The 25,360-nt window shown below is 67.7% G+C and carries 16 protein-coding genes and 2 tRNA genes; 9 read left to right on the forward strand and 9 right to left on the reverse strand.

Going from position 1 to position 25,360, the window contains the following annotated elements:
• Nucleotides 1-36: 36 nt before the first annotated feature.
• From infB to rimP, 4 genes are all read right to left on the reverse strand, one after another.
• The gene (infB, locus tag C882_RS04510; protein ID WP_009539366.1) at nt 37-2,730 is read right to left on the reverse strand and encodes a translation initiation factor IF-2; all 2,694 of its coding nucleotides are present in this window, start codon (nt 2,728-2,730) and stop codon (nt 37-39) included.
• Nucleotides 2,731-2,831: 101 nt separating this feature from the next.
• Nucleotides 2,832-3,530, reverse strand: a complete 699-nt coding sequence (locus C882_RS04515; RefSeq protein ID WP_009539367.1) for an RNA-binding protein — start codon at nt 3,528-3,530, stop codon at nt 2,832-2,834.
• Nucleotides 3,531-3,550: 20 nt separating this feature from the next.
• Complete coding sequence (nusA, locus tag C882_RS04520) at nt 3,551-5,134, reverse strand: transcription termination factor NusA (RefSeq protein ID WP_043643591.1); 1,584 nt, start codon at nt 5,132-5,134, stop codon at nt 3,551-3,553.
• Between the two features lie 9 nt (nt 5,135-5,143).
• Nucleotides 5,144-5,713 carry a ribosome maturation factor RimP gene (gene rimP / locus C882_RS04525; protein ID WP_009539369.1) on the reverse strand — a complete coding sequence of 190 codons (570 nt, stop codon included), beginning with the start codon at nt 5,711-5,713 and terminating at the stop codon, nt 5,144-5,146.
• 218 nt (nt 5,714-5,931) lie between these two features.
• Between rimP and C882_RS04530 the strand changes: the two genes are divergently transcribed.
• Both C882_RS04530 and C882_RS04535 read left to right on the forward strand, forming a co-directional pair.
• Nucleotides 5,932-7,236: an MFS transporter gene (locus tag C882_RS04530; RefSeq protein ID WP_009539372.1), complete on the forward strand. Its 1,305-nt coding sequence runs from the start codon at nt 5,932-5,934 to the stop codon at nt 7,234-7,236.
• Nucleotides 7,237-7,492: 256 nt separating this feature from the next.
• The gene (locus tag C882_RS04535) at nt 7,493-9,886 is read left to right on the forward strand and encodes a bacteriohemerythrin (RefSeq protein WP_009539374.1); all 2,394 of its coding nucleotides are present in this window, start codon (nt 7,493-7,495) and stop codon (nt 9,884-9,886) included.
• Nucleotides 9,887-9,982: 96 nt separating this feature from the next.
• Here C882_RS04535 and C882_RS04540 read toward each other — a convergent pair whose 3' ends face one another.
• Nucleotides 9,983-10,303 carry a heavy metal-binding domain-containing protein gene (locus C882_RS04540; RefSeq protein WP_009539375.1) on the reverse strand — a complete coding sequence of 107 codons (321 nt, stop codon included), beginning with the start codon at nt 10,301-10,303 and terminating at the stop codon, nt 9,983-9,985.
• A 124-nt stretch (nt 10,304-10,427) separates the two neighbouring features.
• Complete coding sequence (locus C882_RS04545) at nt 10,428-15,329, reverse strand: NAD-glutamate dehydrogenase (RefSeq protein WP_009539376.1); 4,902 nt, start codon at nt 15,327-15,329, stop codon at nt 10,428-10,430.
• Nucleotides 15,330-15,650: 321 nt separating this feature from the next.
• Here C882_RS04545 and C882_RS04550 point away from each other — a divergent pair, with 321 nt between their 5' ends.
• Both C882_RS04550 and C882_RS23860 read left to right on the forward strand, forming a co-directional pair.
• Nucleotides 15,651-16,058, forward strand: coding sequence for a hypothetical protein (locus C882_RS04550; protein ID WP_009539378.1), 408 nt, complete (start codon nt 15,651-15,653; stop codon nt 16,056-16,058).
• Between the two features lie 324 nt (nt 16,059-16,382).
• Entirely contained in the window at nt 16,383-17,822 is a 1,440-nt protein-coding gene (locus C882_RS23860; protein WP_160166767.1) for a reverse transcriptase domain-containing protein, read from the forward strand.
• Between the two features lie 78 nt (nt 17,823-17,900).
• Here the strand turns inward: C882_RS23860 and C882_RS04555 are convergent.
• Nucleotides 17,901-17,975: transfer RNA gene (locus C882_RS04555), tRNA-Gly, on the reverse strand.
• Between the two features lie 92 nt (nt 17,976-18,067).
• Nucleotides 18,068-18,142, reverse strand: a tRNA-Gly gene (locus tag C882_RS04560).
• 439 nt (nt 18,143-18,581) lie between these two features.
• On the opposite strand from C882_RS04560, the gene trxA reads away from it, so the two are divergent.
• The 5 genes from trxA (at nt 18,582) to C882_RS04585 (ending at nt 22,164) form a co-directional block, all read left to right on the forward strand.
• Nucleotides 18,582-19,523 (forward strand): thioredoxin, encoded by a 942-nt coding sequence (gene trxA / locus C882_RS04565; RefSeq protein ID WP_152415197.1) that lies wholly within the window; start codon nt 18,582-18,584, stop codon nt 19,521-19,523.
• Between the two features lie 53 nt (nt 19,524-19,576).
• On the forward strand, nt 19,577-20,248 hold the full coding sequence (locus C882_RS04570) for an LON peptidase substrate-binding domain-containing protein (RefSeq protein ID WP_043643745.1): 672 nt from the start codon (nt 19,577-19,579) through the stop codon (nt 20,246-20,248).
• 43 nt (nt 20,249-20,291) lie between these two features.
• The gene (locus C882_RS04575; RefSeq protein ID WP_009539381.1) at nt 20,292-20,495 is read left to right on the forward strand and encodes a Trm112 family protein; all 204 of its coding nucleotides are present in this window, start codon (nt 20,292-20,294) and stop codon (nt 20,493-20,495) included.
• The gene (locus C882_RS04580) at nt 20,492-20,857 is read left to right on the forward strand and encodes a gamma-butyrobetaine hydroxylase-like domain-containing protein (protein WP_009539382.1); all 366 of its coding nucleotides are present in this window, start codon (nt 20,492-20,494) and stop codon (nt 20,855-20,857) included. Before C882_RS04575 ends, C882_RS04580 begins: the two co-directional genes overlap by 4 nt.
• A gap of 131 nt (nt 20,858-20,988) precedes the next feature.
• On the forward strand, nt 20,989-22,164 hold the full coding sequence (locus tag C882_RS04585; RefSeq protein ID WP_009539383.1) for a coiled-coil domain-containing protein: 1,176 nt from the start codon (nt 20,989-20,991) through the stop codon (nt 22,162-22,164).
• Nucleotides 22,165-22,759: 595 nt separating this feature from the next.
• Here C882_RS04585 and C882_RS04590 read toward each other — a convergent pair.
• Nucleotides 22,760-25,306 (reverse strand): TIGR02302 family protein, encoded by a 2,547-nt coding sequence (locus C882_RS04590; protein ID WP_009539384.1) that lies wholly within the window; start codon nt 25,304-25,306, stop codon nt 22,760-22,762.
• Between the last annotated feature and the right edge of the window lie 54 nt (nt 25,307-25,360).

Raw genomic sequence — 25,360 nt, forward strand, 5'->3', positions numbered from 1 at the left:
GGCCGGGCTTCCGAACCGTCTGGCGGAAAGGCCGCCTTACAGTTCGGCCGCGATTTCCTCCATCTCGAAGCACTCGATGAGGTCGCCTTCCTTGATGTCGTCGTAGTTGGCGAACGACATGCCGCACTCGAAGCCCTCGCGCACCTCGCGGACGTCGTCCTTGAAGCGCTTGAGCTGGCCCAGGTCGCCCTCGTGGATGACGACGTTGTCGCGCAGCAGGCGGACCTTGCAGCCCCGCTTGATGATGCCTTCGGTCACCATGCAGCCGGCGACCTTGCCGACGCGGGTGATGTTGTAGACCTGGCGAATTTCCGCGTAGCCGATGAACTTCTCGCGGAAGGTCGGCTCCAGCAGGCCGGTCAGGGCGCGCTTGATGTCCTCCGCCACGTCGTAAATGATCGAGTAGTAGCGGATTTCCACCCCGTCGCGGCGCGACAGCTCGCGCGCCTGCGGGTTGGCACGGACGTTGAAGCCGATGACCAGCGCCTCGGACGCCTTCGCCAGCGTGATGTCCGACTCGTTGATGCCGCCGACGGCCGAGTGCAGAACGCGCACCTTGACCTCTTCGGTCGCCATCTTCTCCAGCGTGCCGACGATGGCCTCGACCGAGCCCTGCACGTCGGCCTTGATGACCACCGGCAGTTCCTTGGCCTCGCCCGCCTTGATCTTGGCGAACATCTGCTCCATCGTCCCGCGCGCCGACTTGACGGCCAGGGCCTCGCGCTCCTTGCGCTGGCGGTAACCCGCGACCTCACGCGCCTTGGCTTCGTCGTCGACCACCACGAAATCGTCACCGGCCTGCGGCGTGCCCTGGAAGCCCAGGATCTCCACCGGATAGGCGGGACCCGCTTCCTCGATGCGGTTGCCGCGGTCGTCGATCATGGCGCGGACGCGGCCCCATTCGGTGCCGGCCACGAAGATGTCGCCTACCTTCAGCGTGCCGCGGCGGATCAGGACGGTCGCGACGGAACCGCGGCCCTTTTCCATCTTGGCCTCGATGACCGTGCCCTCGGCCTCGCGCTCGGGGTTGGCCTTGAGGTCCTGGATTTCGGCCTGCAGGAGGATGGCCTCCTCCAGCTTCTCCAGGTTCAGGCGCTGCTTGGCGGACACTTCAACGGTCAGCACGTCGCCGCCCATCTCCTCGACCACCAGTTCGTGGTTGAGCAGTTCCTGGCGGACGCGGTTGGGGTCGGCGCCCGGCTTGTCCATCTTGTTGATGGCGACCACCACGGGCACCTCGGCGGCGCGGGCGTGGCGGATGGCTTCCACCGTCTGCGGCATGATGCCGTCGTCGGCGGCCACGACCAGGACGACGATGTCGGTCACCTTGGCACCGCGCGAGCGCATGGCGGTGAACGCCTCGTGGCCCGGGGTGTCGATGAAGGTGATCTTGTCGCCCGACGCCATCTGCACCTGATAGGCACCGATGTGCTGGGTGATGCCGCCGGCCTCGCCGGCCACCACGTCGGTGGCGCGCAGGGCATCCAGCAGCGAGGTCTTGCCGTGGTCGACGTGGCCCATGACGGTCACCACCGGCGGACGGCTGACCATGTCCTCGGGCTTGTCCTCGGAACCGCCCAGGCCTTCCAGCACGTCGGCCTCGGACACGCGCTTGACCTCGTGGCCGAACTCCTCGACCACCAGTTCGGCGGTGTCGGCGTCGATCGGCTGGTTGATGGTCGCCATGACGCCCATCTTCATCAGCGCCTTGATGACGTTCGGCGCGCGCTCGGCCATGCGGTTGGCCAGTTCCTGCACGGTGATCGTCTCGGGGATGACCACTTCGCGGCTCTGCTTTTCCGTGGGCTGGTTGAAGCCCTGGGCCTTGCGCTTTTCCTTCTGCTGGGCGCGGCGCATGGCCGCGACCGACCGGCCGCGCTGCCCGCCCTCGTCATCCGACAGGGCGGCGGAAATGGTCAGCTTGCCGCGACGCTTGCCGCCGTCGCCCTTGGGCGCGGCCGTCTTGCGCGGCGGCGCCTTGGGAGCCCCACCGGGGGCGCCGCCGCCGCGACGGGCGGCGGGACGCTCGTCCTCGTCGGACTCGGCGGCACGCTTGGCCGGCTTGGGCATGATGACGCGGCGCGGCCCGGCGATGGGCTTGCGCTCGGCGTCCGCCTCCGGCGCCGGAGCGGGCTCGGCCGGAGTCTCGGCGGCAGGCGCCTGGGGCGCCTCGGCCTCGGCCTGCGCGGCGGCGGCCTGCTTCTCTTCCTCGGCCTTGCGGGCGGCGGCTTCCTCGGCCTTGCGCTTGGCGTCCTCGGCCTCGCGCTGGCGGCGCTCCTCCTCCTCGGCCTGGCGGCGGGCGGCCTCTTCAGCCTTGCGGCGGACCTCCTCTTCCTCGCGGCGCTTCTGGTCCTGGAGGGCGGATTGCAGGGCCGCGAGGCGGCGCTGCTTTTCGTCGTTGCCCATGTTGCGGCCCGCGCCGCCCTTGGGGGCGCGCGTCTCGGGGCGCGGCGGCTGAACCCGGCCCGACTGCGGCTGCGGCTTCACGCGCGACGGCGTCTTGGGCTCGACCGCGGGCTTGGCGGGCGCCGCGGGAGCCTCCTGCGCTTCCGGCTTGGTGCCCTCGCCCGGTGCCACGTGGCGCTTCTTGCGGCGCTCGACCTGCACGACCTTGCTGCGGCCATGCGAGAAGCTCTGCCGGACCTGGTCGGTCTCGACCTTGTTCCGCAGCTCGAGCTTCCCCTTGCCACCAAGGGAGAGAGGGGCCTTCCGTTCGTTCTCGTTCGCCATATGCTTCAATCAGTCTCCGGTTCCCCAGTCCCGGCCGAATCGCCGGGACATCGTGGCGCGGCCCGCCGGGGCCGCGCTTGCGTCTCGGGCCACCCGGCGCGTCACGCGCGCCGCTTGGCCTTGGGCAGATCGGGCGACGGCCGGCGATACTCCGCCAGACGTTCGGCCTGATCCAGAAGGCGGCGGGCGAGCGTCGCCCCCTGCCCCTTGGGCCCCTTCGTCACCACCGCGTGCACCGACATGTCCCGACCCAGCGCGGCGCCCAGTTCGGCACCCCTGAACAGGTCGATCAACGGCACATCGGGAGCGAGAGCCCGAACCTTGTTTCGCCCGTCCTCGGCAGCATCGCAAGCCGCCAAAAGGACGACGGCACCCTGCCGCTCGTCCCGCAGCAGGGCGCGCACTTTCTCGAACCCGGCGGTCACCGCCCCGGCCCGTCGGGCAAGCCCGATCAGGTCCAGGCAACGACGGCGCATCAGGGCCTCCACCCGGTCGGGCAGATCGGGCGGCACCGTGACCTTGCGCCGCGCGGCGCGGGCGAAGGATTTCCTCGCCACGGCCGTTTCTATCATATCGCGGCGCGGGCTCAACCACAAACCCCGACCGGGGAGCGACTTTTCCAGGTCGGGCACCACCGTGCCGTCGGGCGCCACCACGAAGCGCAGCAGCGTCTCCTTGGGTACCTCGGCGCCGGTGACGATGCACTTGCGCTCGGGTCCCGTCGGCTCCTCGGCCTCGGCCCCGACCTCGTCGGCCGGGTCCGGGGCGTCGGGAATATGGGTCTCGCCCGTCGTCGTCATGGTGCGCTTTCAGCGCTCCTTCAAGCCTGGCCGGCCTCGCCCTCTTCACCGGCTTCGACCTCGGCGGCGTCCGCCTCGGCGGCGGCGTCTTCCTCGGCGAACCAGTGGGCGCGGGCGGCCATGATGATGTTGTTGGCCGTGTGGTCGGACATGTTGTCCTTGCCCACGATGTCCTGCAGTTCGTCGGCGGCCAGGTCACCCAGGTCGTCCAGCGACTTCACGTCGTTCTCGCCCAGCGCCACCAGCATGGTGGGCGCCAGGTCCTCGATCAGCGTCAGTTCGTCGGAGACGCCCAGCTCGATGCGGCGGGCCTCGGCGGCGGCGTTCTGCTCTTCCAGGAAGGAGGCGGCGCGGTTCTGCAGTTCGCCGGCCACGTCGTCGTCGAAGCCCTCGATGGTCGCCAGTTCCTCGATGGGGGAATAGGCGATCTCCTCGAGGGACTGGAACCCTTCGGTGACCAACAGATGGGCAATAACGTCGTCCACGTCCAGGGCCTCGATGAACAAAGCCGACAGTTTCGCGAACTCTTCCTGGCGGCGCTCGCTTTCCTCGGCCTCGGTCATGATGTCGATGTCCCAGCGCGACAGCTGGCTGGCCAGCCGCACGTTCTGGCCGCGGCGGCCGATGGCGAGGCTGAGCTGGTCGTCGGGCACCACCACTTCCATGCGGTTGGTTTCCTCGTCCAGCACCACCTTGCTGACCTCGGCGGGCGCCAGCGCGTTGACCACGAAGGTCGCCGGGTCGTCGGACCACTGGATGATGTCGATCTTCTCGCCCTGCAGCTCGGCCACCACGGCCTGCACGCGCGAGCCGCGCATGCCGACGCAGGCACCCACCGGATCGATGGAGCTGTCCTTGGACAGCACGGCGATCTTGGCGCGCGAACCCGGGTCGCGGGCGACCGACTTGATCTCGATGATGCCGTCGTAGATTTCCGGCACTTCCTGGGCGAACAGGGCGGCCATGAAGCCCGGATCAGTGCGCGAGCAGAAGATCTGCGGGCCGCGCGGCTCCTGCCGCACGTCCTTGATGTAGCAGCGCACGCGGTCGCCGTTCTTGAAGTGCTCGCGCGGGATCAGGTCGTCGCGGCGCATCAGCGCCTCGGCCCGGCCCAGGTCGACGATGACGTTGCCGAACTCCACGCGCTTGACCAGGCCGTTGACGATCTCGCCGATGCGGTCCTTGTACTCGTTGTACTGGCGCTCGCGCTCGGCGTCGCGGACCTTCTGGACGATGACCTGCTTGGCCGTCTGGGCGGCGATGCGGCCGAAGTCGATGGGCGGCAGCGGGTCGACCAGGAACTCGCCGACCGTGATTTCCTTGTTCTTGCGCTTGGCGCGGTCGAGCGGGATCTGGATGTTCTCGTCCTCGACGTCGTCGCGGCTTTCCACCACTTCCATGAAGCGGGCCAGGCGGATTTCGCCGCTGTTGCGGTCGATGGAGGCGCGGATGTCGTTCTCGTGGCCGTACTTGGAGCGGCCGGCCTTCTGAATGGCCTGCTCCATGGCGAGGAACACCTCCTCGCGCTCGATGCCCTTGTCGCGGGCCACCGTGTCGGCGACCTGCAGCAGTTCGGGACGGGCCATGCCTACGCTACGTTCCATCGTCTTCGCCTAGCCTTCCTTGTTGTCGTCTTCGGCGGCCGCCGCGTCGTTGTCGCGGTTGACGGCCGCCTGCTGCGCCTCGGCCCAGGCCCAGAGCGCATCGTTGAGAATGAGTTTCGCCTTGGTCACGCTGGAAAACGGGATGCCGATGATCACGTCCTCGGCGCCCTTGCCCTCGCCCTCGACCTGCAGGACGACCTCGTCGCGGTCGGCGTCGAAGCCGCGCAGCAGGCCCTGGAAACGCTTGCGCCCCTCCACCAGGCCCGGCGCCTCGACCTTGGCGTCGAAATCCTTCCACCGCTCGAAGTCCTTGCGGCGGGTCAGCGGCCGGTCGATGCCCGGGCTGGACACCTCCAGCACGTAGGCCGGGCCGATGGGGTCCTCCACGTCCAGGATCGCCGAGATGGCGCGGCTGATGGCCTCGCAATCCTCGACGGTGATGGGGGCCGCGTCGGCGCGGTCGGCCATGATTTGAAGGGTCTGCCTGTCGGAGCCCTGAAGCTGCACGCGCACCAGTTCATAGCCCATGTCGGTCAACGTGGGCTCGATGAGGGCTGCGATGCGGGCCTGCAAGTCCATGGGTGCTGTCGGGTCCAATGCGTTCGGCGATGCCGTGTGGCTGAAACAAAAAAGAGCGGGCCTTTGGGGCCCACTCTCGAAGACCCCGGGGGGTCACTGAGAATGTCGGATGATGCGCCCCAATATAGCGGAATTGGCGCGCCGTGCAAGGGGCGTCGCGGGGCTTGCGCGAATCCCCTATGCTCCGCCCGCCGCACCGCCGCCAGGGACACGCCGCCATGACCGCATCCGCGCCAGCCGCCACCGCGCCCAAGCGGTCCGCCACCGTGGCGTGGTGCCTGTACGACTGGGCGAATTCGGCCTACCCGACGGTGATCGCCACCTTCGTGTTCGCCGCCTATTTCACGCGCGGCGTCGCCCCCGACGAGATCGCCGGCACCACCGCCTGGGGCAACGCCATGGGCGTCTCGGGCCTGCTGATCGCCATTATGGCCCCCATTCTGGGCGCCGTCGCCGACCAGACGGGGCGGCGCAAGCCGTGGCTTGGAGCCCTGACCGTGCTGTGCGTCACCGGCGCCGGGCTTCTGTGGTTCGTGGAGCCGGATGCGTCGTGGATGATCTATGCCCTGGTGCTGGTCGCGCTGTCCAACACCGCGTTCGAGCTGGGCACGGCCTTCTACAACGCCATGCTGCCCGAGGTGGCCGCGCCCGACCGCCTGGGACGCATCTCCGGCTGGGCCTGGGGCCTGGGCTATGCCGGCGGGCTGTCGTGCCTGGTGCTGGCGCTGGTGGTGTTCGTGCAGGCCGACCCGCCGCCCTTCGGCCTGGACCCCGACGCCGCCGAGCCGGTGCGCGCCACCGCCCTGCTGGTGGCGGTGTGGTACGCCGCCTTCGCCTGGCCGCTGTTCGTCTTCGTCCCCGACCGCCCGCGCGGCGTGACCACCTACGGCCAGGCGGCGCGCGGCGCGCTGCGGGAGTTGTGGCGCACCCTCAAGGCCTTGAGGGGGTACGGCCCGGTCGCGCGCTTCCTGGTGGCGCGGATGATCTATATCGACGGCCTCAACACCCTGTTCGCCTTCGGCGGCATCTACGCCGCCGGCACCTTCGGCATGAGCTTTTCCGACATCATCGTCTTCGGCATCGCCATGAACGTCTCCGCCGGCCTGGGGGCGGCGCTGTTCGGCTGGACCGACGACAAGATGGGGCCCAAGCGCACCATCACCATCGGCCTGATCGGCATGATCGTCTTCGGCGGCTCCATCCTGGTGGTCGAGGACGTGGCCCTGTTCTGGCCGCTGGCGCTGGCCATGGGGCTGTTCTTCGGGCCGGTGCAGGCGTCGAGCCGCAGCTACATGGCGCGCCTCGCCCCGGCCGAGACCCGCAACGAACTGTTCGGCCTCTACGCCGTCTCGGGCAAGATCACGGCCTTTGCCGGGCCGCTGGCGGTGGGGTGGGTGACGGCGCTGGCGGACAGCCAGCGGTGGGGCATGGCGACCATCCTGGTGTTCCTGGTGGTCGGCCTGGTCCTGCTGCGCACCGTGCCCGCCGCCGCCGAGGCCGACACGGCGGCGGGACGGCTTTGAATGGGATCGGCGGCGCGCGCCAAGCCGCCCCCGCCCCGAGGGCGAAAGGATGCGCCGTTTCCCCGAACCGCCGTTTGCCGCAACATTTATTCCGCTACCGGGGAGATTTCTTCACGGCCATTACAACATCGTGAAATAAAACTCATCTGTACCCAGTAATTGTACCTTCGTCGTATACTTTATTCCCGTTGTCATACCACCTCCGGCTTAGCACAGTCCGCGACGGATATTGGGCGCTGAAGGATCGGAGGCCAGGATGAAGCGGTTTTTGGGCATTGGGGGCAAGATTCTGATTGCCAGCTCCCTTGTCATCATCGGTGCCGTGGGCGCCTTTGCCATCTATTTCGACATGCGGCAGCAGGACGAAATCAGCACGGCCCTTCAGGCGAAGGTCGACGAAAGCGGCGCGCTGGCCACCCGCAGCCTGGAGAACTGGATCGCGGGGCGGGTCGGACTGATCGAGAACCTGGGCGACAACGTCGCGGCCGATCCGTCGCCGGATGCGGTCCGCACGCTGATCGCGCGGGACGCCATGCACGAGCGGTTCATGTTCAGCTACTTCGGCAGCACCGAGGGGCAGATGATCATGTACCCGCCCGACGAACTGCCGGCGGATTATGATCCCCGCGCGCGTCCCTGGTACCAGGATGCCCAGCGCACCGGCCAGAGCACCATCACCGAACCCTACCGCGATGCGTCGACGGGCGACCTCATCGTCACGGTCACGACGCCGGTTTCGGCCGACGGCCGCAACCTCGGCGTGGTCGGCGGCGACATTTCCCTGAGCGCCATGATCGGTTTGGTGCGCAGCATCGACCTGGGCGGCATCGGCCACGGGTTCATGGTCAGCGGCGACGATACCGTGCTCATCCATCCCGACGACGCGCTGACCCTGAAGCCGCTGGACGACGCCTTCCCCGGCGCCGGCCTGTCCGTCAACGCCGGCGACGGCAGCGCGCTGCAGCCGGCCGGCGACCGTCTGGTGGCGTTCATGCCCATTCCCGGGCTGCCGGGCGTGGACTGGTACCTGGGCCTGTCCATCGACCGCGAGGCCGCGTACGCCCCGCTGAGCGCCTTCCGCACCACCATGATCATCACGACGCTTCTGCTGCTGGGCGGCATGATCGCGCTGGTCGGCTACACGGTCCGCCGGCTGGTGCTGCGGCCCGTGAACGCCATGACCCAGGTCATGGGCGAACTGGCCGAGGGCAACATCGAGGTGCCGGTGCCCTACGGCGAGCGCTCCGACGAGATCGGCCGCATGGCCAGTTCGGTCAAGCACTTCAAGGAGCAGTTGGCGCGCGTTCGCGAAATGGAGATGGAGAAGGTGCGCGGGGCCGTCCGGGCCGAGCAGCACCGCAAGGCCGCCCTCGGCAAGCTGGTCAGCAGCCTGGAGATCACGGTGGGCGAGGTGGCGCGCAAGCTGACCGGCGCGGCCGGCGAGATGCAGCAGTCGGCATCGGGCATGGCCGCCCTGGCCCAGCAGACCAGCAGCCAGGCCACCACCGTCAGCGCCGCCGCCGAGGAAGCCTCGGTGAACGTGCAGACCGTCGCCTCGGCGGCCGACCAGCTGTCGGCCTCCAGCGCCGACATCGAACGCCAGGTCAGCGTCTCCCGCGAGATCGCCGCCCAGGCCACCGAGGAAGCCAAGAGCACCTCCGCCGCCATTCAGGCGCTGTCGGACGACGTCAACAAGATCGGCGACGTGGTCAACCTCATCACCGACATCGCCAGCCAGACAAACCTGCTGGCGCTGAACGCCACCATCGAGGCGGCGCGGGCCGGCGAGGCGGGCAAGGGGTTCGCCGTGGTCGCCAACGAGGTCAAGAGCCTCGCCACCCAGACGGCCCGGGCGACGGAGCAGATCGCCAAGAACATCGAATCGGTGCAGGGCGGCACGCAGCGGGCCGTTCAGGCCATCGACTCCATCAACCGGGTCATCGAGCGCATGGCCGAGATTTCCGCCGCCGTCTCCGCCGCCGTCGAGGAGCAGAACGCGGCCACCGCCGAGATCGCCCGCAGCGTCGACCAGGCCTCGGAGGGCACCAGGGAGGTCTCGCGCAACATCGTCGAGGTGGAACAAGCGGCCTCCACCACCGGCGACTCGGCGGGGCGCATCGCCGAATCGTCGGAGGAGCTGTCCACCCAGGCCGGCCGCCTGACGGCGGAAGTGGCCGGCTTCGTGGCCCAGGTGCGGGCCAACAAGGAGGACATCAAGCTAATCGACTGGACCGACGACCTGAAGACGGGCATCGCCGACATCGACGCGCACCACAAGTCCATCATCGCGGAACTCAACAGCCTGGCCGGCGAAATGCTGCACGGCGACGGCAGCGCCGCGGCCCAAGCCATGCTGCGCAAGATGAAGGACGAGATGGCCCAGCACTTCCGGGACGAGGAAGCGGAAATGAAGACGCGCGGCTATGCCGACCTGGAGCAGCACCGCGCCCAGCACCAGAAGCTTCTCGACCGCATGGCGACCTTCGACCGCACCATGGGCGAAGACACGCCGGAGGCCGTCAACGACTTCTTCGGCTACACCGCGGACTGGCTGACCCATCACATCGCCAAGATGGACAAGCCCCTGGTGGCCTTCCTGAACGGCCGGGGTCAAAGCCAGGGCCAAAGCCGGGGCCGCCGGGCCGCCTGACGCGGCGGAGCCCGACCCGCGACGAAAACCCGCCGACCCCAGGGTCGGCGGGTTTTTCATGTCGCGGCTGCGGCACGCCGGCGGCGTCTGCGATCATCAGCCCAGCGTCACCGCCGTGCCGTTGGCGGACACCATGAGCATGCTGCCCTTCTGGCCCACCACCTCGTAATCCAGGTCCACGCCCACGATGGCGTCGGCACCCAGCCGCCGGGCTTCCTCGGCCATGTCGGCGAGCGCCTCGTTCTTGGCGTCGCGGATGGCCTTTTCGTAGCCGCCCGAGCGTCCGCCGACGATGTCGCGGATGCCGGCAAACAGGTCGCGGAAGATGTTCGCGCCCATGATGGCCTCGCCGGAGACGACCCCCAGGTAAGCCGTCACGCGCTTGCCGTCGATGCCGTCGGTGGTGGTGATGATCATGCTGAGTTCCCCCGTTGCAAACCGTCGGGGAAGAATCATGACGCGAAGCGGGGCGCCCCACAAGGGACGCCCCGGTTTCACGTGAAACATGAAGGTGGCGGGAAGGGCACGGACCCCCGTGCCTTTACGCCCCCTTCATGGTGCCGAACTGGCGGGCGGCTACCGTCAGCATGGCGAGGTCGATGGTGTCGGTTGCCCGCAGCTCGCCGATCAACTGATCGGCCCGCTCCACCGCCGGGGCGATGGTCTCGGCCCAGGCGGCGACGGCCTCGCCGGCATCGGGACGGGGCCCCACGGCCGACAGCATCACGTCGGCCAGTTCGCGCTGGTCGCGGTACAACTCCTCGATGATCGCCGCCACCGCCAGCTTCTGCCAATGGCTGCCGACGGCCAGCGGCTCGGCCACCGACCGCAGCCAACCCAGGCCGAAGCGCGAGCCGATGGCGAAGTAGTGCCGGCCGGCGTCGCAGACGTCCATCTCGTGGCGCTGGGCGATGCGGGTGACGTCCGGTGCGCTCGCCAGCAGGATCAGGTTGGCGACCCGGTGCGCCAGGTCCTGCGGGACACCCTGCTCGGTGAAGTGGGCGACGCGGCGCATCACTTCGTCGTAGGCGTCGTGGGTGGCGACGGTCTCGATGCCGTCGGCCAGGGCCTCGATGCCCGGCGTCAGGTCTTCGATCACAGCCCCCATGTCCAGCGGCGCCGGGCACTGGCGCAGGACCCAGAGCGTGCCGCGCTCGATCAGCCGGTTGGCCTCCAGCAGCATGTCGGTCTGCACGGTCGCCGGCACCTGGGCATCCAGGGATTCGATGGCGGCCCACAGGTCGCGCATGCGGAAGGCGTCGCGGGTGATGATGTAGGCCCGCGCGATGTCGGCCGGCTTCACGCCCGTCTTTTCCGTCACCTGGGTGACGAAGGTGCCGCCGACACGGTTGATCATGCTGTTGGTGGCATGCGTCGCGATGATCTCGCGGCGCAGACGGTGGCGGCCGATGGCGTCGCGGTAGCGGTCCTGAAGCTGGGTCGGGAAGTACCGCACCAGGTCTTCCATCAGCAGCGGGTCGTCGGGCAGGTCCGACTCCAGGATCTCGTCGAACAGCCAGAGCTTGGAGTACGGCATGAGCACGGCGATTTCCGGCCGCGTCAGGCCCCGCTTGGCGGCGAAGCGCTCGGCGATGACCTCGTCGTCGGGCAGGAACTCGATGCCGCGGTCCAGCCGCCCGGCGCGCTCCAGCATCTTCATCAGGCGCTGCTGGTGGTCCAGGATGTCCACGCCCTTGGCCTCGGCGATGCTGATGGCGGCCGTCTGCAGGTAGTTGTCGCGCAGCACCAGCGCGGCCACTTCCTCGGTCATCTCCTCCAGCAGCACGTTGCGCTGCTTGAGCGTCAGGTCGCCGTCGGCCACCACGCCGTTGAGCAGGATCTTGATGTTGACCTCGTGGTCGGAACAGTCGACGCCGGCGGAATTGTCGATGGCGTCGGTGTTCAGCCGCACCCCGGCCTGCACGGCGGCCTCCACGCGGCCGCGCTGGGTGGCGCCCAGGTTCGCGCCTTCGCCGACCACCTTGGCCCGCAGCTCGCGGCCGTTGACGCGCACCGAGTCGTTGGTGCGGTCGCCGGCGTCGGCGTTGCTTTCGGTGGAGGCCTTGATGTAGGTGCCGATGCCGCCGAACCACAGCAGGTCCACCTCGGCCTTCAGCAGTTCCCGCATCAGTTCGTTGGGGGTGACGGTGTCCTTGGCAAAGCCGAAGCGCGCCTTGATCTCGGGCGTCAGCGTCAGGGTCTTTGACCGGCGCTCGTAGATCATGGCGCCGGGGGACAGGGCGTCCTTGTCATAGTCCGCCCAGGACGACCGCGGCGTTTCGAACAGCGTCCTGCGCGCCTCGAAGCTCTTTTCCGGGTCCGGGTCCGGGTCGATGAAGATGTGCAGGTGGTTGAAGGCGCCCACCAGCTTGATGTGGCGCGACAGCAGCATGCCGTTGCCGAACACGTCGCCCGACATGTCGCCGACGCCGACCACGGTGAAGTCCTGGGTCTGGGTGTCGTGGCCCATTTCGCGGAAGTGGCGCTTCACGGCCTCCCACCCGCCGCGGGCGGTGATGCCCATGGCCTTGTGGTCGTAGCCCTGCGACCCGCCGGAGGCAAACGCATCGTCCAGCCAGAAGCCGTACTCCTGGGAGATGCCGTTGGCGATGTCCGAGAACGTCGCCGTGCCCTTGTCGGCGGCCACCACCAGGTAGGGGTCGTCGTCATCGCGGCGCACCACCTCCGGCGGCGGCAGCACGGCGTCGCCGCGCAGGTTGTCGGTGACGTCCAGCAGGCCGCGCATGAAGGTCTTGTAGCATTCGATGCCCTCGGCCTGGATGGCCTCGCGCGTCTGTTCCGCCGGCGGCTGCTTGACCACGAAGCCGCCCTTGGACCCCACCGGGACGATGACGGCGTTCTTGACCATCTGCGCCTTCATCAGGCCCAGGATTTCGGTGCGGAAGTCCTCGCGCCGGTCCGACCAGCGGATGCCGCCGCGCGCGACCTTGCCGCCGCGCAGGTGGATGGCCTCCACGCGCGGGCTGTAGACCCAGACCTCCATCCAGGGGCGGGGCAGGGGCAGGTCTTCCACCTCGCCGGAGCGCAGCTTGAAGGAGATATAGCTCTTGGGCCGGCCGGTCTGCGGGTCCGGCTGATAGTAGTTGGTGCGCTGGGTCGCCGAGATGAGGTTCAGGTAACGCCGCAGAATGCGGTCCTCGTCAGGGTTGGCCACGTCGTCCAGCATGTGCCGGATCTCGGTGGTCATGGCCTCCAGCGACGGGTCCCGGCCCTCGCGCGCCGGCTCGAAGCGGGCGTGGAACAGGTCCACCAGGGCGCGCGTGATGCCGCTGTGCAGGCTCAGCGCGCGGGCGATGTAGGACTGGCTGAAGGTGAACGCCGCCTGCCGCAGGTACTTGGCATAGGCGCGCAGCATGACCACCTCGCGCCAGCTCAGGCCCGCCGAAACCACCAGGCGGTTGAAGGCGTCGTTCTCGGCCTCGCTGTTCCAGATGCGGCCGAAGGCCTCCTGCAGGTGGTCGCGCACCGCACCCACGTCGATGGGCGTGCCGTCGGCCGTTTCCATTTCGAAATCATGCACCCAGACCATGCGGCGCGCGCCCGTCGACGGACCGTTGGCGGACACGCCGTTGGCTTCGCCGGGGGCCACCGGCTCGCCCTCGCGGATGCGGATTTCGAACGGCACCTCGCCGATGACCCGGAACCCCATGTTTTCCAGCATGGGCAGGATGTCCGACAGGCTGACGGCGGCATCGGCATGATAGATCTTGAAGCGCACCTGGGTCTCGGGCACCTCCACCGGGCGGTAGAGGTTCATGCCCAGCGACCGGTCCTCGGACACCATGGCCTCGATGCGGTCGATGTCGGCCACCGCCGCCTGCACGGTGAAGCGCTCGCGGTAGAAGCTGGGGAAGGCGTGGCCGTAGCGGCGGAACAGGCGCGCGCCGGTCTCCTCGCCCTTGGCCTGGAACAGGGCGCTTTCCAGGTGGTCCGACCACTGCCGCGCGGCATCGGCCAGCCGGGCCTCCACCTCGCGCAGGTCATAGGGGGGAATGTTGTAGGGCGTGGTGCGGATGATGAAGTGCAGCCGCGCCAGCGGGCTGTCCACGACCTGCGTGTAATAGGCCGTCATCACGCCGCCGAAGGCCTTTTCCAGGATATCCTGGGCGGCCAGGCGCAGCGCCGTGTCGTAGCGGTCGCGCGGGACGAAGACCAGGCACGAGACGAAGCGCTCGAACTCGTCCATGCGGGCGAACAGGGCGACGCGCTGGCGCTCCTGCAGATGCAGGATTCCCAGCGCCGTTTCCAGCAACTGCTCGTCGGACGACTGGAACAGTTCATCCCGGGGCAGGTTCTCCAGGATGTTCATCAGCTTCTTGCCGTCGTGGCTGCGCGGCCGGAAGTTGGCGTTGCGGATGATGCGGTCGATCTTGCGCCGCAGCACCGGGACGAACATGGGGCTGTTGGTGTAGACGTTGGACGTGAACAGCCCGACGAACAGATCCAGTCCCACCACGGCGCCCGAGTCGTCGAACCGCCGGATGCCGATGACGTCCATGTGCACCGAGCGATGCACCCGCGCCCGCTTGTTGGCCTTGGCGATGATCAGGTGCGCCGGCCGGGTCAGGAAGGCATGGACGTCGGGCGGCAGGTCCGCCCCGTCGCGCAGCTCGTCGAACACCAGCATGGCGTCGTCGGCAAGGATGCCGAGCTGCGAGTCGCGGTCCACATGTACCGTCGGCGCCGCGCCGCCCGAGAAGTCATGCCGGCGGAAGCCCAGGAAGGTGTAGTGGTTCTCCAGCAGCCACTTCAGGAAATCCGCCACCTCGCCGCTCTCCTCGCCGACGGAGGCGTCGGGGCGGGCGCGGAGCGTCTCCATTTCCTCGGTCATGCGGCCGACCATGGGTTCCCAGTCGGCGACGGCGGCGCGCACCTGCGACAGGACATCCTCAAGCTGCTGGGCGATGGCGTCCAGCACGGCGGCCTCGCCCTGCTCGGTGACCTCGATCAGCATCACCGACTCCGACCGGCAATCGGGGTCGTCGGAGCCCTCCAGCAGTTCCAGCAGGCGCCCGTTCTCGTCGCGCTTGACGTGGATGATGGGGTGGATGACCAGATGCACCACCAGGTCCAGCCGGTTCAGCTCGGCCGTCACCGAATCCACCAGGAACGGCATGTCGTCGTTGACGATTTCCACGATCGTGTGGTCCGACGACCATGCGTTTTCCTCGAAGCTGGGATTATAGACCCGCACCTTGGGCTTGCCCGGCGTGCGCGTCTTGGCGAACTGCCACAGCCCCATGGCGGCGCCGTAGAGCGCCTCGGCGTCCTTGTCCAGGATGTCGTCGGGCGGCACGTGGCGGAACAGGTGGCGAACGAAGCGCCCGGCGGGCTCCGCCTGCCGTGGGTCGAGCCGATCGCTTATCAGGCCGACGACGCGGTCGACCAACTCCGCCTTGAGCGACACCGCCCGCTGCGACATGGGACTTCCTCCGATGCTGTGTTCTGCTTCTGGGACGCGCGTTTCTTGTACGGGATGCCCTATGCCGGGCTTGGGTTCCTGCTCCAGCTTCGCGCCGATGAAATTTTCTTTCAACGGTTTAGACGCATGATCCGGCGCTGAAACATCCGACTCCCACACATGGCGACGCGGCGGAGGGCACGCCCGTTGCGGCGGACGGTGAAGACCTTGACCGGCCTAAGGGCTTCAGGGACACTGAATGCTCGTAATACGCGCCCGTCAGCCGGGCGTCGGCACGCGGAGGCGCGGCGGGGGCGGCGCGCAAGCAGGGGAGTTTCAGCCATGACCCAGGCGGCCAGCACCACCACCAGCGGCGCGGAGATGGAAGCCGGCGGCGCAGGCCCGTCCGAGGCCTTCGACGCCCCGGAACTGGCCCGCCTGCCGCCGGAGTTCGTCCGCACCCTGTCGGCGGAGCAGCGCGCGTTGCTGCGCGAGGCCCTGCCCGGCCGCGCATGGCGGCGTCACCCGGTGGACCTGCGGTTCTCTGTGCCGTGGTTCGGCCGGGGGCTGTTCATGACGCTGATCGCGGGTACGGAAAAGCGCTCGGAGGACCGCCGAATGGCGGACCGGGCGCGCTACCCCCTGCACCGCGTCGGCAACCTGCTGTTCCTGGGCGGGCTGGCGGCGCTGCTTTATGCGCTGGTGGTCACGGGCGCGGTGCTGGCGGACGGGATTCCGCTGGGGGGATAATCTTGTTGCGAGTTATGATTCCCCTTGGCAAACAGGCGTAGCGTACCTACATTTATCTCATGGCGCCCGATCGGGGCGTTTCAGTGACGTGTTTACACTGTCAAGGCCCGTGGCCAATTCGGTGCAAAGTGCGAGTTCCATGAGTTGGGCTCCTATTGCCAGGTTGGACGCCGGTCGGCTGCACGGTCGCCAGCACATGCGGGCGATCTGTACTAGACAGTACACGACTACGTCGAAGACGAACGCACACCGCAGAACGGCGGGGGCGAAAATGCTAAGGGCAAGTGCGTTTGCCCAATGTTTCGTCCCCACTCGCGCAGAGCAATGACCTCAAAGTTCGAGCTCAAATCAGAACACTTAAAGAATTACCCGCACTTCGACGCTCCGCTTTCGAAGCGGGAAATAATGCGTCTGGTAACGGACAAGAGGCGGGTCGCGCAGAATACGTTCTACCCGCTTTTTCTATACAATGAGGAATGGCAGCCCTACCGCTCTGTTAACGGCCCGAAGCCGGATAAGAAGAGCCGGCCGATCCGCTACGGTGCTCGACGAGACGCCTACATATTCACATACTACCGACACCTTCTGTCCGGCCCTTATGAACGAAGGCTGAAGACGCTAGGTATTGAAGGATGTCCGATTGCTTACCGGAAAATTCCGAAGCCGGGCTCAAATTCTGGGAAATGCAATATCGACTTTGCGAAAGATGCATTCGAGGCCATCGACCATCTAAAAGATTGTGTCGCGATCGCTCTGGATATCGAAGGATACTTCGAAAATCTCGACCATAGTATGATCAAATCGGGATGGCGCGATCTTTTAGGTGCTCCGGAGCTCCCAGAGGATCATTACGCTGTGTTTAGGAATATTACTAAGTATCATTACGTTGACCAGCGAGAGGTTTATAGGAGGCTTGGTTTCATCAAGTCGATCAAGGTCGGCGCCTCTAAGATCGACCAGTTCACTGTTCCTTACCGAAAAATGCCAAAGCAGCTCTGCAAACCGGAAGAGTTCAGGGCCAAAATTTGCGGTTACGACCCTGCTTACTCAAATCTTGTTGAGAGCAATAAGAGCGGGCGGGGGATTCCGCAGGGCGCCCCGATCTCGGACTTGATTGCTAACTTCTACCTCCTGGATTTCGACGTGTCAGCCAATGACTTTGTCAAAAGCCGAGGCGGATTTTATATGCGTTACTCAGACGACATCCTACTCATTCTCCCCGGTGCGGCGAGGGAAGCGGACGATGCCGTCAATTTTGTAAAGGACGAGATCAAGCGCTATGGCTCGGAGCTCCGAATAAAGGATAAAAAGACTTGCGTCGTCCAGTTTCGGCGCGACGGGCCTTCGTTGAGGCATGAGCATATCTATGGTCCTCAAGGTCGAAACGGCCTTGAGTACCTTGGTTTTCGGTATGATGGAAAGCGCGTTTATATCCGCGATAGCACGATTTCACGGTTGTACCGAAAGGTTTCGATTGCCGCCAAGCGAGAGGCGGCCCGCCACGTGCGAGATAACAAAAGCCTTGGGCTCAAGGAGTTGAAAGATAGCTTTAATTATTCATTGCTTAGTCAGAGGTTTGCGCGTGTTCAGAAAGAACATCTTTCCAGTGACTATCGCTCGTGGACCTTTTACACGTACCTGAAGAGGGCCTCCGCGACCTTCGGCAGAAAGGGCAATCGCATCCTCGGTCAAGCACGCCGCTTCGACGCCTTAATGCGCTTGCGAGTAAATGCAGCTATAGATAAAGCTTATTACAAGCGATAGCCTGTTGATTTCGGGCATTGTCCAAGCCAAAGAAAAACCGGCCGGAGCTTCACGCTCGACGGCCGGTTTTTCGTCTGTTGGAGCGGGCGATGGGATTCGAACCCACGACCCCAACCTTGGCAAGGTTGTGCTCTACCCCTGAGCTACGCCCGCGTCGGGTATGACCTCCGCTGCCGGCCCGAGAGCCGTCCCCGGAGGGAACCAAAAAACCGGCCGGAGCGGGGCTCGTCAGCCGGTTGTCTTACTGGAGCGGGCGATGGGATTCGAACCCACGACCCCAACCTTGGCAAGGTTGTGCTCTACCCCTGAGCTACGCCCGCATCGAGTAAGAAGCCCGCAAACGCCTGAACCAATTGCACTTTCGTGACGGCCCGTCGTTGCGGCGTGGAGGGGAATATATACATCGCCGCGCCCGATGCAAGACATTTTTCGACACTTTTCTCACGCGCCCGAACCCGCGCCCCGAAGGCCCCTCTTCCCCCTTGGCGGCGTGGGCGTTTGGCCCTTGCCACGCCCGCGCCCCCGCGCCATGTAAAGAGGCACATTTCCGCCCCGGCGGCGCGTCCGCGCATCCGCCGGGCCCGTTATTTCAGACCGGGTGACACATGAATACGGACACTCGTCGCCCGGCAAGGCCGACTGGCCGCCGCGCCTTATGGCGCGTGAGGCTGCGTGCCGCTTGAACGCAGCGTTGATGATGTCAATCATCGACGCGTATTAGATCAACAGACCATCATCCAGGATACGGACGAAGCGACCATGGCAATCATTCTCGACGGAGCCGGCAATCCGGCCGGCGGCGGCAACCAGGGGCAGGGCGGCGGCGCCGGCGGCGATGCCGTCAAGGACACCTCCGCCGCCACCTTCATGGCCGACGTCATCGAGCAGTCGCAGACGGTGCCCGTCATCGTCGACTTCTGGGCCGAGTGGTGCGGCCCCTGCAAGTCGCTTGGCCCCATGCTGGAAAAGCTGGTGCGCCAGTCCGGCGGCAAGGTGAAGATGGTCAAGGTCGACGTCGACAAGGACCAGGAGCTGGCCGCCCAGTTCCGCATCCAGTCCATCCCCACCGTCTACGCCTTCAAGGACGGCCGCCCGGTGGATGCCTTCCAGGGCGCGCTGCCGGAAAGCCAGTTGAAGCAGTTCATCGACAAGCTGGCCGGCGGCGGCGCCAACGTCATTGACCAGGCGCTGGAGCAGGCCAAGGAACTGCTCGACCAGGGCCAGGCCGACCAGGCCGCCGGCGTCTATGAGCAGATCCTCGGCCAGGACCCGCAGAACGCGCCGGCCATCGCGGGCATCATCCGCTGCTATGTCGCCATGGACGAGCCCGACGCGGCGAAGGAACTGCTGAGCCAGCTTCCCGCCGACATCCTGGCCCACGCCGACGTCCAGGCCGCCAAGACCGCCCTGGAACTGGCCGACACCCCGCCGGCCGACAGCGAGGAAGTGGTCGCCCTGCAAAAGAAGGTGGAGGCCGACCCGGCCGACCTGCAGGCCCGGTTCGACCTCGCCAACGCCTATTACGCCGCCAACAAGCGGGAAGAGGCGGTCGACCAGCTGCTGGAAATCTTCAAGCGCGACCGCACCTGGAACGAGGACGCCGCGCGCGCCCAGCTGGTGAAGTTCTTCGAAGCCTTCGGTCCCACCGATCCGGCCACCATCAAGGGCCGTAGGAAGTTGTCGTCGATGATGTTCGCCTGACCTGATAGTGTTCGGTCAGGGGACGGAAAGCGCAGGGGAGTGACGTCGTGACCATGCCAGGGCCGTTCCATCCGCGTCTGGAGGACCTACCCGACGTCATCCCCATCTTTCCGCTGGCCGAGGTGCTGCTTCTGCCCGGCGGGCGGCTGCCGCTGAACATCTTCGAGCCGCGCTACCTGAACATGACGCTCGATGCGCTTGGCTCCAGCCGCATGATCGGCATGGTCCTGCCGCTGGACAACGGGCCGCTCGGCCTGGGGCAGGACCGGCCCAAGGTGTTCTCGGTGGGCTGCGCCGGCCGCATCTCCGCCTTTTCCGAAACCGACGACGGCCGCCTGCTCATTACCCTGACGGGCGTGTGCCGCTTCGGCGTGGGGCCGGAACTGGACCTCAGGCGCGGCTACCGTCGCGTCCAGGCGGAGTGGAAGGACTTCGCCCACGACCTGGACCTGCCCGAGGGCATCCGGCTCGACCGCGACCGCCTGATGACGGCGTTGAAAAGCTTCGCCGCCCGCCACCGCATGCAGTTCGATCCGCAGATCGTCTCGGCGCTGGGGCCGCTGAACCTGGTCACCAGCCTGGCCATGCTCTGCCCCCTGTCGGCGGTGGAGCGCCAGGCGCTGATGGAGGCCGACACGCCGCAGGAACGGGCCGACACGCTCGTGACGTTGCTGGAAATGGGCGCCTTCGACAGCGGCGGGATGCCGCCCGGCGGCCCCATGTGATACACCCCGGCATCATTCGCCGTCGATCGAAGGATTTCGACCCATGCCACAGCCCTCCGCCGCCGCCATCGACCCCAAGCTGCTCGACATCCTGGTCTGCCCGCTGACCAAGGGTCCGCTGAAATACGACCGCGAGCACAACGAACTGATCAGCGAGAAGGGCGGACTGGCCTATCCCATCCGCGACGGCATCCCCATCATGCTCATCGACGAGGCCCGCCCGCTGGACGAAGGGCCCGCCGCATGACAGGCGCCGGCGACCGCATCTATCCCGAGGAAATCGGCGTCGACCGGGGCGCGCGGACCCTGCACATCACCTTCGAGACCGGCGAGAGCTTCGTGCTGGGCGCCGAGCTTCTGCGCGTCTACAGCCCCTCGGCCGAGGTGCAGGGGCACAGTCCGGCGGAAAAGAAGACCGTCGCCGGCAAAAGCGGCGTGGGCATCACCGACGTGGAGCCGGTGGGCAACTACGCCATCCGCATCCTCTTCGACGACGGTCACCACACCGGCATCTACACCTGGACCTACCTGCACGAACTCGGCCACCGGCAGGACCAGCTGATGAAGGACTACGCCGCCGACCTGGCCGCCAAGGGCCTGAGCAGATAGGCGTGGGCCCGGCCGGCGCGGCCGATCGAAAGGCGCACGCCTAGCCCCCACGGGACCCGAGCGGCGGGGGATGATGGATCGTTCTTGGAGAAGACCGGCCCGTCACCACCCGCATGGAGGACTCCCCCGTCATGGCATCGTCCCGTTCCTGGCCCATGTCGGCCGTCGCCGTCGCCGTGGTTCTCGCCATCGTGGCCATCGCCGGATGGTGGGTCGCCGCCGCCCGCGACGGCACAATCGACGACCTGCGCGCCACCCTGGAAACCGAGCGCGAGGCGGCCGGCGACCTCGCCACCATCCAGGAACAGATCTCGGAAACCGAAACCGTCCTCTTCGCCCTGCGCGCCGACCAGGAAGCCGCCGAGGCCCAGGCGCAGGAAGCCGAACAACTGGCCGTCGAGGCCCAGACCCAGGCCGAGGAAGCCCAGGCCCGCCTGCAGGAGGCCCAGGCCCGCGCCGAGGAAGCCCAGGCCCAGGCCCAGACCGCCGAACAGCAGCAGCAGGCCGCGCAGGAGGAACTGGCGCAGCTGGAAGGCTCGGTGCAGGAAGCCCGCGCCGCCGAGGGCCGCGCCAACGAACTTCAGGACCGCATCACCGAACTGCAGGTGGACGTCACCGCCGCCGAGGATCGCCTCGCCGCGCTGCGCGACGAAGCCGCCCAGGTGGAAAGTCAGGCCGACCAGCGCCAGGCCGAGGTGCAGGCCCTTCAGACCCAGGAAGAAGAACTGACGCTGGCCGTGGAGGAAGCCCGTGGCGAGCTTGACGCCCTCCAGACCCGCGCCACCGACACCGCGGCCGAGGTCTCGGGCGCCGAGGCCCGCCTGACCCAACTGCGCGAGGAAATCACCGAGGCCCAGCAGCAGACCGCGGAGGCGGAAAACGCGCTGGAAGAAGTGCGCGCCCGAATGGAACAGGCCCAGGCCGAAGCCCGGCAGGCGGAATCCCGCGTTTCCGGCCTTGAACAGCGCGCGACCGAACTCAGCAAGACCCTCGCCGACGCCGAGGAAACGCTGTCGGAACGCCAGGAAACGCTGGGTACCCTCCAGGCCCGCATCGCCAGCCGCGAGGCCGAACTGGAACAGGCCGAACAGCGCCTCGCCCAGGTCACCCAGTCGGTGCAGTCGGCACAGGCCCGCGTGCAGGGGCTGGAAACGCAGCGCGCCGAACTCCTCGCCTCCATCGACGAAGCCCGCCAGCAGCTTTCGGAAGCCACCCAGCGCATGGAACAGGACATCCAGCCGCAAATGCAGACACAGCCGCCAGGCCAGGCGGATCAGGCGGACCAGGCGGACCAGGCGGCCGAGTGATCGGCGTCAGGTGAAGGACGCGCGGGGAAGACGCGGCCTCCCCCTCGCGCTCCCCTGCGGTTTTCAGGAAGACGGACACACCTGCGAGGCCTCACGTCTGCGGAGTCGCAGAGACGCCGACGACGCGCGTGGACCTTGGAGTCTCAAACGCGCCGTCATTCCTGCGATAGCAGGACTCCACAGCACGCGCGCAAAAAGCCGCCGCACCGCCCCCTCGGACCGAGAGCGCGAGAGGCCGCGCCTCTCGCACCCCTCATCGCGCGCCAGCGCGACGCGGTGCACGAAGAAGGATGCGAGGGGAAGGCGCGGCCTCCCCCTCGCGCTCCCCCGCGATTTCAGGAAGACCGACACCCCTGCCTGCGAGGCTATCCCTCTGCGGCGTCGCAGGGACGCCGGACGACGCGCGCGGGCGACGGGCTTTAATTAAGCTATTGATTTGGAGCATAAAACTTGCCGCCATTCCTGCGAAAGCAGGACTCCACCGCACGCGCGAAAAAGCCGCCGCACCGCCCCCTCGGACCGAGAGCGCGAGAGGCCGCGCCTCTCGCACCCCTCATCGCGCGCCAGCGCGAAGCCGGCGGCGGCGGCGGCGGCGTCAGAACTGCCGCAGCAGGCGGCGCAGGTAGTCGAGTTCGTCGGCGGGGCGGTCACGTTCGCTGGCGCGGCGGCGGAGTTCTTCCAGCAGTTCGCGGGCCCGTTTCTCCTCGGGCTCGGTAGGCACCTCCACCGTGTCCGGGTCCATGCCCTGCTGGCGGCCGAGGGGATCGCGGCCGGGCATCTGGCCGCGGCCCATGGGCATCGGCATGGGCATCATCATGCCCTGGCCCATGCCCATGGCCTGCATCATCTGCTGCATGGACTGGCCCATACCGTCGCGCAGGGCTTCAAGCGCCTCGCCCTGGGCCTGCGAGGCGGGGCCGGGCTGCTGACCGCGCAGGGCGTCCTCGGCCCGGCGCATGGCTAGCTCGGCGTCGCCAAGGTTCTCGGGCACCTGGCCGGTCATTTCGCCCAGGCGGCGCATCAGGTCGCCAAGGCGCTTGCGCAGGGCCTCCTGCTCGGCGGCGGTGAGCGCCTCCTGCTCGCCTTGCTGACCCTGCTGACCCTGCTGGCCCTGCTGCTGTTGCCCTTGCTGTTGCTGTCCCGGCATCGGCGGCTGCTGGAAGGGCGACAGCGGGCTCTGCGGGAACTGCTGGCTCTGGCGGAAGGTTTCCTCCAGCAGGCGTTCCTGTTCTCGCGCCAAGTCCTGCAACTCGCGCATCATCTCCTGCGCCTGCTGCATCTGCTGCATCTGTTCCGGCGACATGGGGCGCATGTTGCGCATGGCCTCCATCATGCGGGACAGTTCGTCGAGCATGGCCTTGGCGGCATCGCGGGCGCCCAGCTCGTTCATCTCCCGCATGCGGTCGAGCATCTCCTGCATGGCCTGCGGGTCGAGGGTCTGCATGGTGTCCGGCATGGGCCCGTCGAACGGCGGCATCTGCGGCATGTCGCGCATCATCTCGGCCATCATTTCCGAGAACCGCTGGAGCGCCTGCTGAAGCTCCTGCATCAGGCGCTCCACCTCGGCGTCCGGGGCATCGTTTTCCAGGGCCTCGCGCAGGGCGTCCTCGGCGCGTTCCAGGTCGCGGCCGGCAAGCGTCAGGCCGCCGTCCTCAAGCCGGATCGCCAGGTCCCACAGCAGGTCGAGCACGCCGTCGCGCTCCGCCGTGTCCTCGCCGGAATGGTAGAGGCGGTCGGCAGCGATGCGCAGGCCCAGGAACACCACGGAATCGTGGCTGAAGCGCGCCGGCTCGCGGCTGATCTGGTCCAGCACCTTGGCGGCGTCGCGGGCCTGGTCGGGGTCGCGGGCGACCTCTTTCCGGACGGCGGCGATGGCGCGGGCGACCGGGTGCTGGAACTGGCGCTCCGGCAGGAGCGTGTCGATGGGATCGGAGTACGCGGTCTGGCCGGCGGCGTCGGTGGCCTTCAGGCGGACGGTCACGGGCAATCCGGCCCAGGGGTGCGGCGTCAGGTCGATGGCGGCGCGGCCCGGCTGCTCAACCAGCTCGGCATCCGCCGGACCGGGAGCGGGCGCGGCCAGATCCACCTCGAGGGTTTCGGCGTCGGGCCGGTCGGGGCGGGTGATCTGCACCAGGAAAGTTTCGATGCCGTAATCGTCTCCGGCGGCGTAGGGCAGGCGCAGGCGCCAGCGCGAGGTTTCCTCGGGCGGGCCGGTGAAGCGCACCGTCGGCGGCATGTCCGGCACCACGGTCATGGGCCAGGACTCCACCATGTCGCCGTCGTCCAGAATGGCGAGCCGCTGGCCGGCCGTCAGTTCGGCCTCGAGCCGGTGGCTGCCGTCGCCGATGGCCTCGAAGGGGATGGTCGCGCCGCCGGTGCCGTCGACGCGCAGGGCCGGGTCGTCCGCTCCATGCACCAGGGCCACCACCGCCGAGCCTTCCGGCACCCGCAGGGGTCCGGCGGCCTGGGGCGCGGCGACGCCACCGGCGGCCTCGGCGTCCGACTCGGTTCCGGCGGCAAGCGTGAGGGGCGCACGGCCGGTGTAGGCCGGCGGCGTGATCCAGATGTCGGCCGTCAGCGGCGCCGTCGACGGGGCGGGCAGCGTGGGGTTCAGCGCGCGCTCCAGCCGCTGGCCCAGGTCGCCCCAACCGATGGCGACGCCCACCACCACCAGAAGAACACCCACGGCGCGCACGCCGACCGGATCGCGGCTTGCCATGCGGGGACTGGGGAAGGGCACCGACAGGCGTTTCGCCGCCGCCAGCATGCGGGCGCGGTGGGCCTCCCACAGACCGGCCGCCAGGGTATCGCCGTGCGGCCTCGACGGCTGGTCCTCCAGCGCCGTCAGGGGGCGGTGGTAGGGCTGGCGGTGGTCGCCTGGGGCGCCGCGCGTCTCAAGCGCCGTCCGCGCCTCGTGCCGGCTGGGCCAGGGAAAGGCGCGCAGGCCCAGCACCAGGGCGGCGAGCGTTCCCGCCGCCAGCGCCACCAGCAGGCCCAGGTGCAGCCAGCCCGGCAGGCGCGGCAGAATGTCGAGGAAGGCAAGCCCGAAGAACACCGCCGCCAGCGTCAGCGCCGGCCACAACCGTTCCCACAGCCGCTCCGCCAGCAGGGAGGCGCGGGTCAGCAGGATGCGGCCAGGCATGGACGGCCGCGGGGGAGGGGGTTCGGGCGTCGTCACTCCCCTAATGTAAACCCG

Source organism: Caenispirillum salinarum AK4, from assembly GCF_000315795.1.
GTDB classification, from domain to species: Bacteria; Pseudomonadota; Alphaproteobacteria; order Rhodospirillales; family Rhodospirillaceae; genus Caenispirillum; species Caenispirillum salinarum.

Excerpts from the sequence above, each read along its gene's own strand:
- infB (WP_009539366.1), bottom strand. The coding sequence starts at position 2,730 with ATGGCGAACGAGAACGAACGGAAGGCCCCTCTCTCCCTTGGTGGCAAG.
- C882_RS04515 (WP_009539367.1), bottom strand. The coding sequence starts at position 3,530 with ATGACGACGACGGGCGAGACCCATATTCCCGACGCCCCGGACCCGGCC.
- nusA (WP_043643591.1), bottom strand. The coding sequence starts at position 5,134 with ATGGAACGTAGCGTAGGCATGGCCCGTCCCGAACTGCTGCAGGTCGCC.
- rimP (WP_009539369.1), bottom strand. The coding sequence starts at position 5,713 with ATGGACTTGCAGGCCCGCATCGCAGCCCTCATCGAGCCCACGTTGACC.
- C882_RS04530 (WP_009539372.1), top strand. The coding sequence starts at position 5,932 with ATGACCGCATCCGCGCCAGCCGCCACCGCGCCCAAGCGGTCCGCCACC.
- C882_RS04535 (WP_009539374.1), top strand. The coding sequence starts at position 7,493 with ATGAAGCGGTTTTTGGGCATTGGGGGCAAGATTCTGATTGCCAGCTCC.
- C882_RS04540 (WP_009539375.1), bottom strand. The coding sequence starts at position 10,303 with ATGATCATCACCACCACCGACGGCATCGACGGCAAGCGCGTGACGGCT.
- C882_RS04545 (WP_009539376.1), bottom strand. The coding sequence starts at position 15,329 with ATGTCGCAGCGGGCGGTGTCGCTCAAGGCGGAGTTGGTCGACCGCGTC.
- C882_RS04550 (WP_009539378.1), top strand. The coding sequence starts at position 15,651 with ATGACCCAGGCGGCCAGCACCACCACCAGCGGCGCGGAGATGGAAGCC.
- C882_RS23860 (WP_160166767.1), top strand. The coding sequence starts at position 16,383 with ATGACCTCAAAGTTCGAGCTCAAATCAGAACACTTAAAGAATTACCCG.
- trxA (WP_152415197.1), top strand. The coding sequence starts at position 18,582 with ATGGCAATCATTCTCGACGGAGCCGGCAATCCGGCCGGCGGCGGCAAC.
- C882_RS04570 (WP_043643745.1), top strand. The coding sequence starts at position 19,577 with ATGCCAGGGCCGTTCCATCCGCGTCTGGAGGACCTACCCGACGTCATC.
- C882_RS04575 (WP_009539381.1), top strand. The coding sequence starts at position 20,292 with ATGCCACAGCCCTCCGCCGCCGCCATCGACCCCAAGCTGCTCGACATC.
- C882_RS04580 (WP_009539382.1), top strand. The coding sequence starts at position 20,492 with ATGACAGGCGCCGGCGACCGCATCTATCCCGAGGAAATCGGCGTCGAC.
- C882_RS04585 (WP_009539383.1), top strand. The coding sequence starts at position 20,989 with ATGGCATCGTCCCGTTCCTGGCCCATGTCGGCCGTCGCCGTCGCCGTG.
- C882_RS04590 (WP_009539384.1), bottom strand. The coding sequence starts at position 25,306 with ATGCCTGGCCGCATCCTGCTGACCCGCGCCTCCCTGCTGGCGGAGCGG.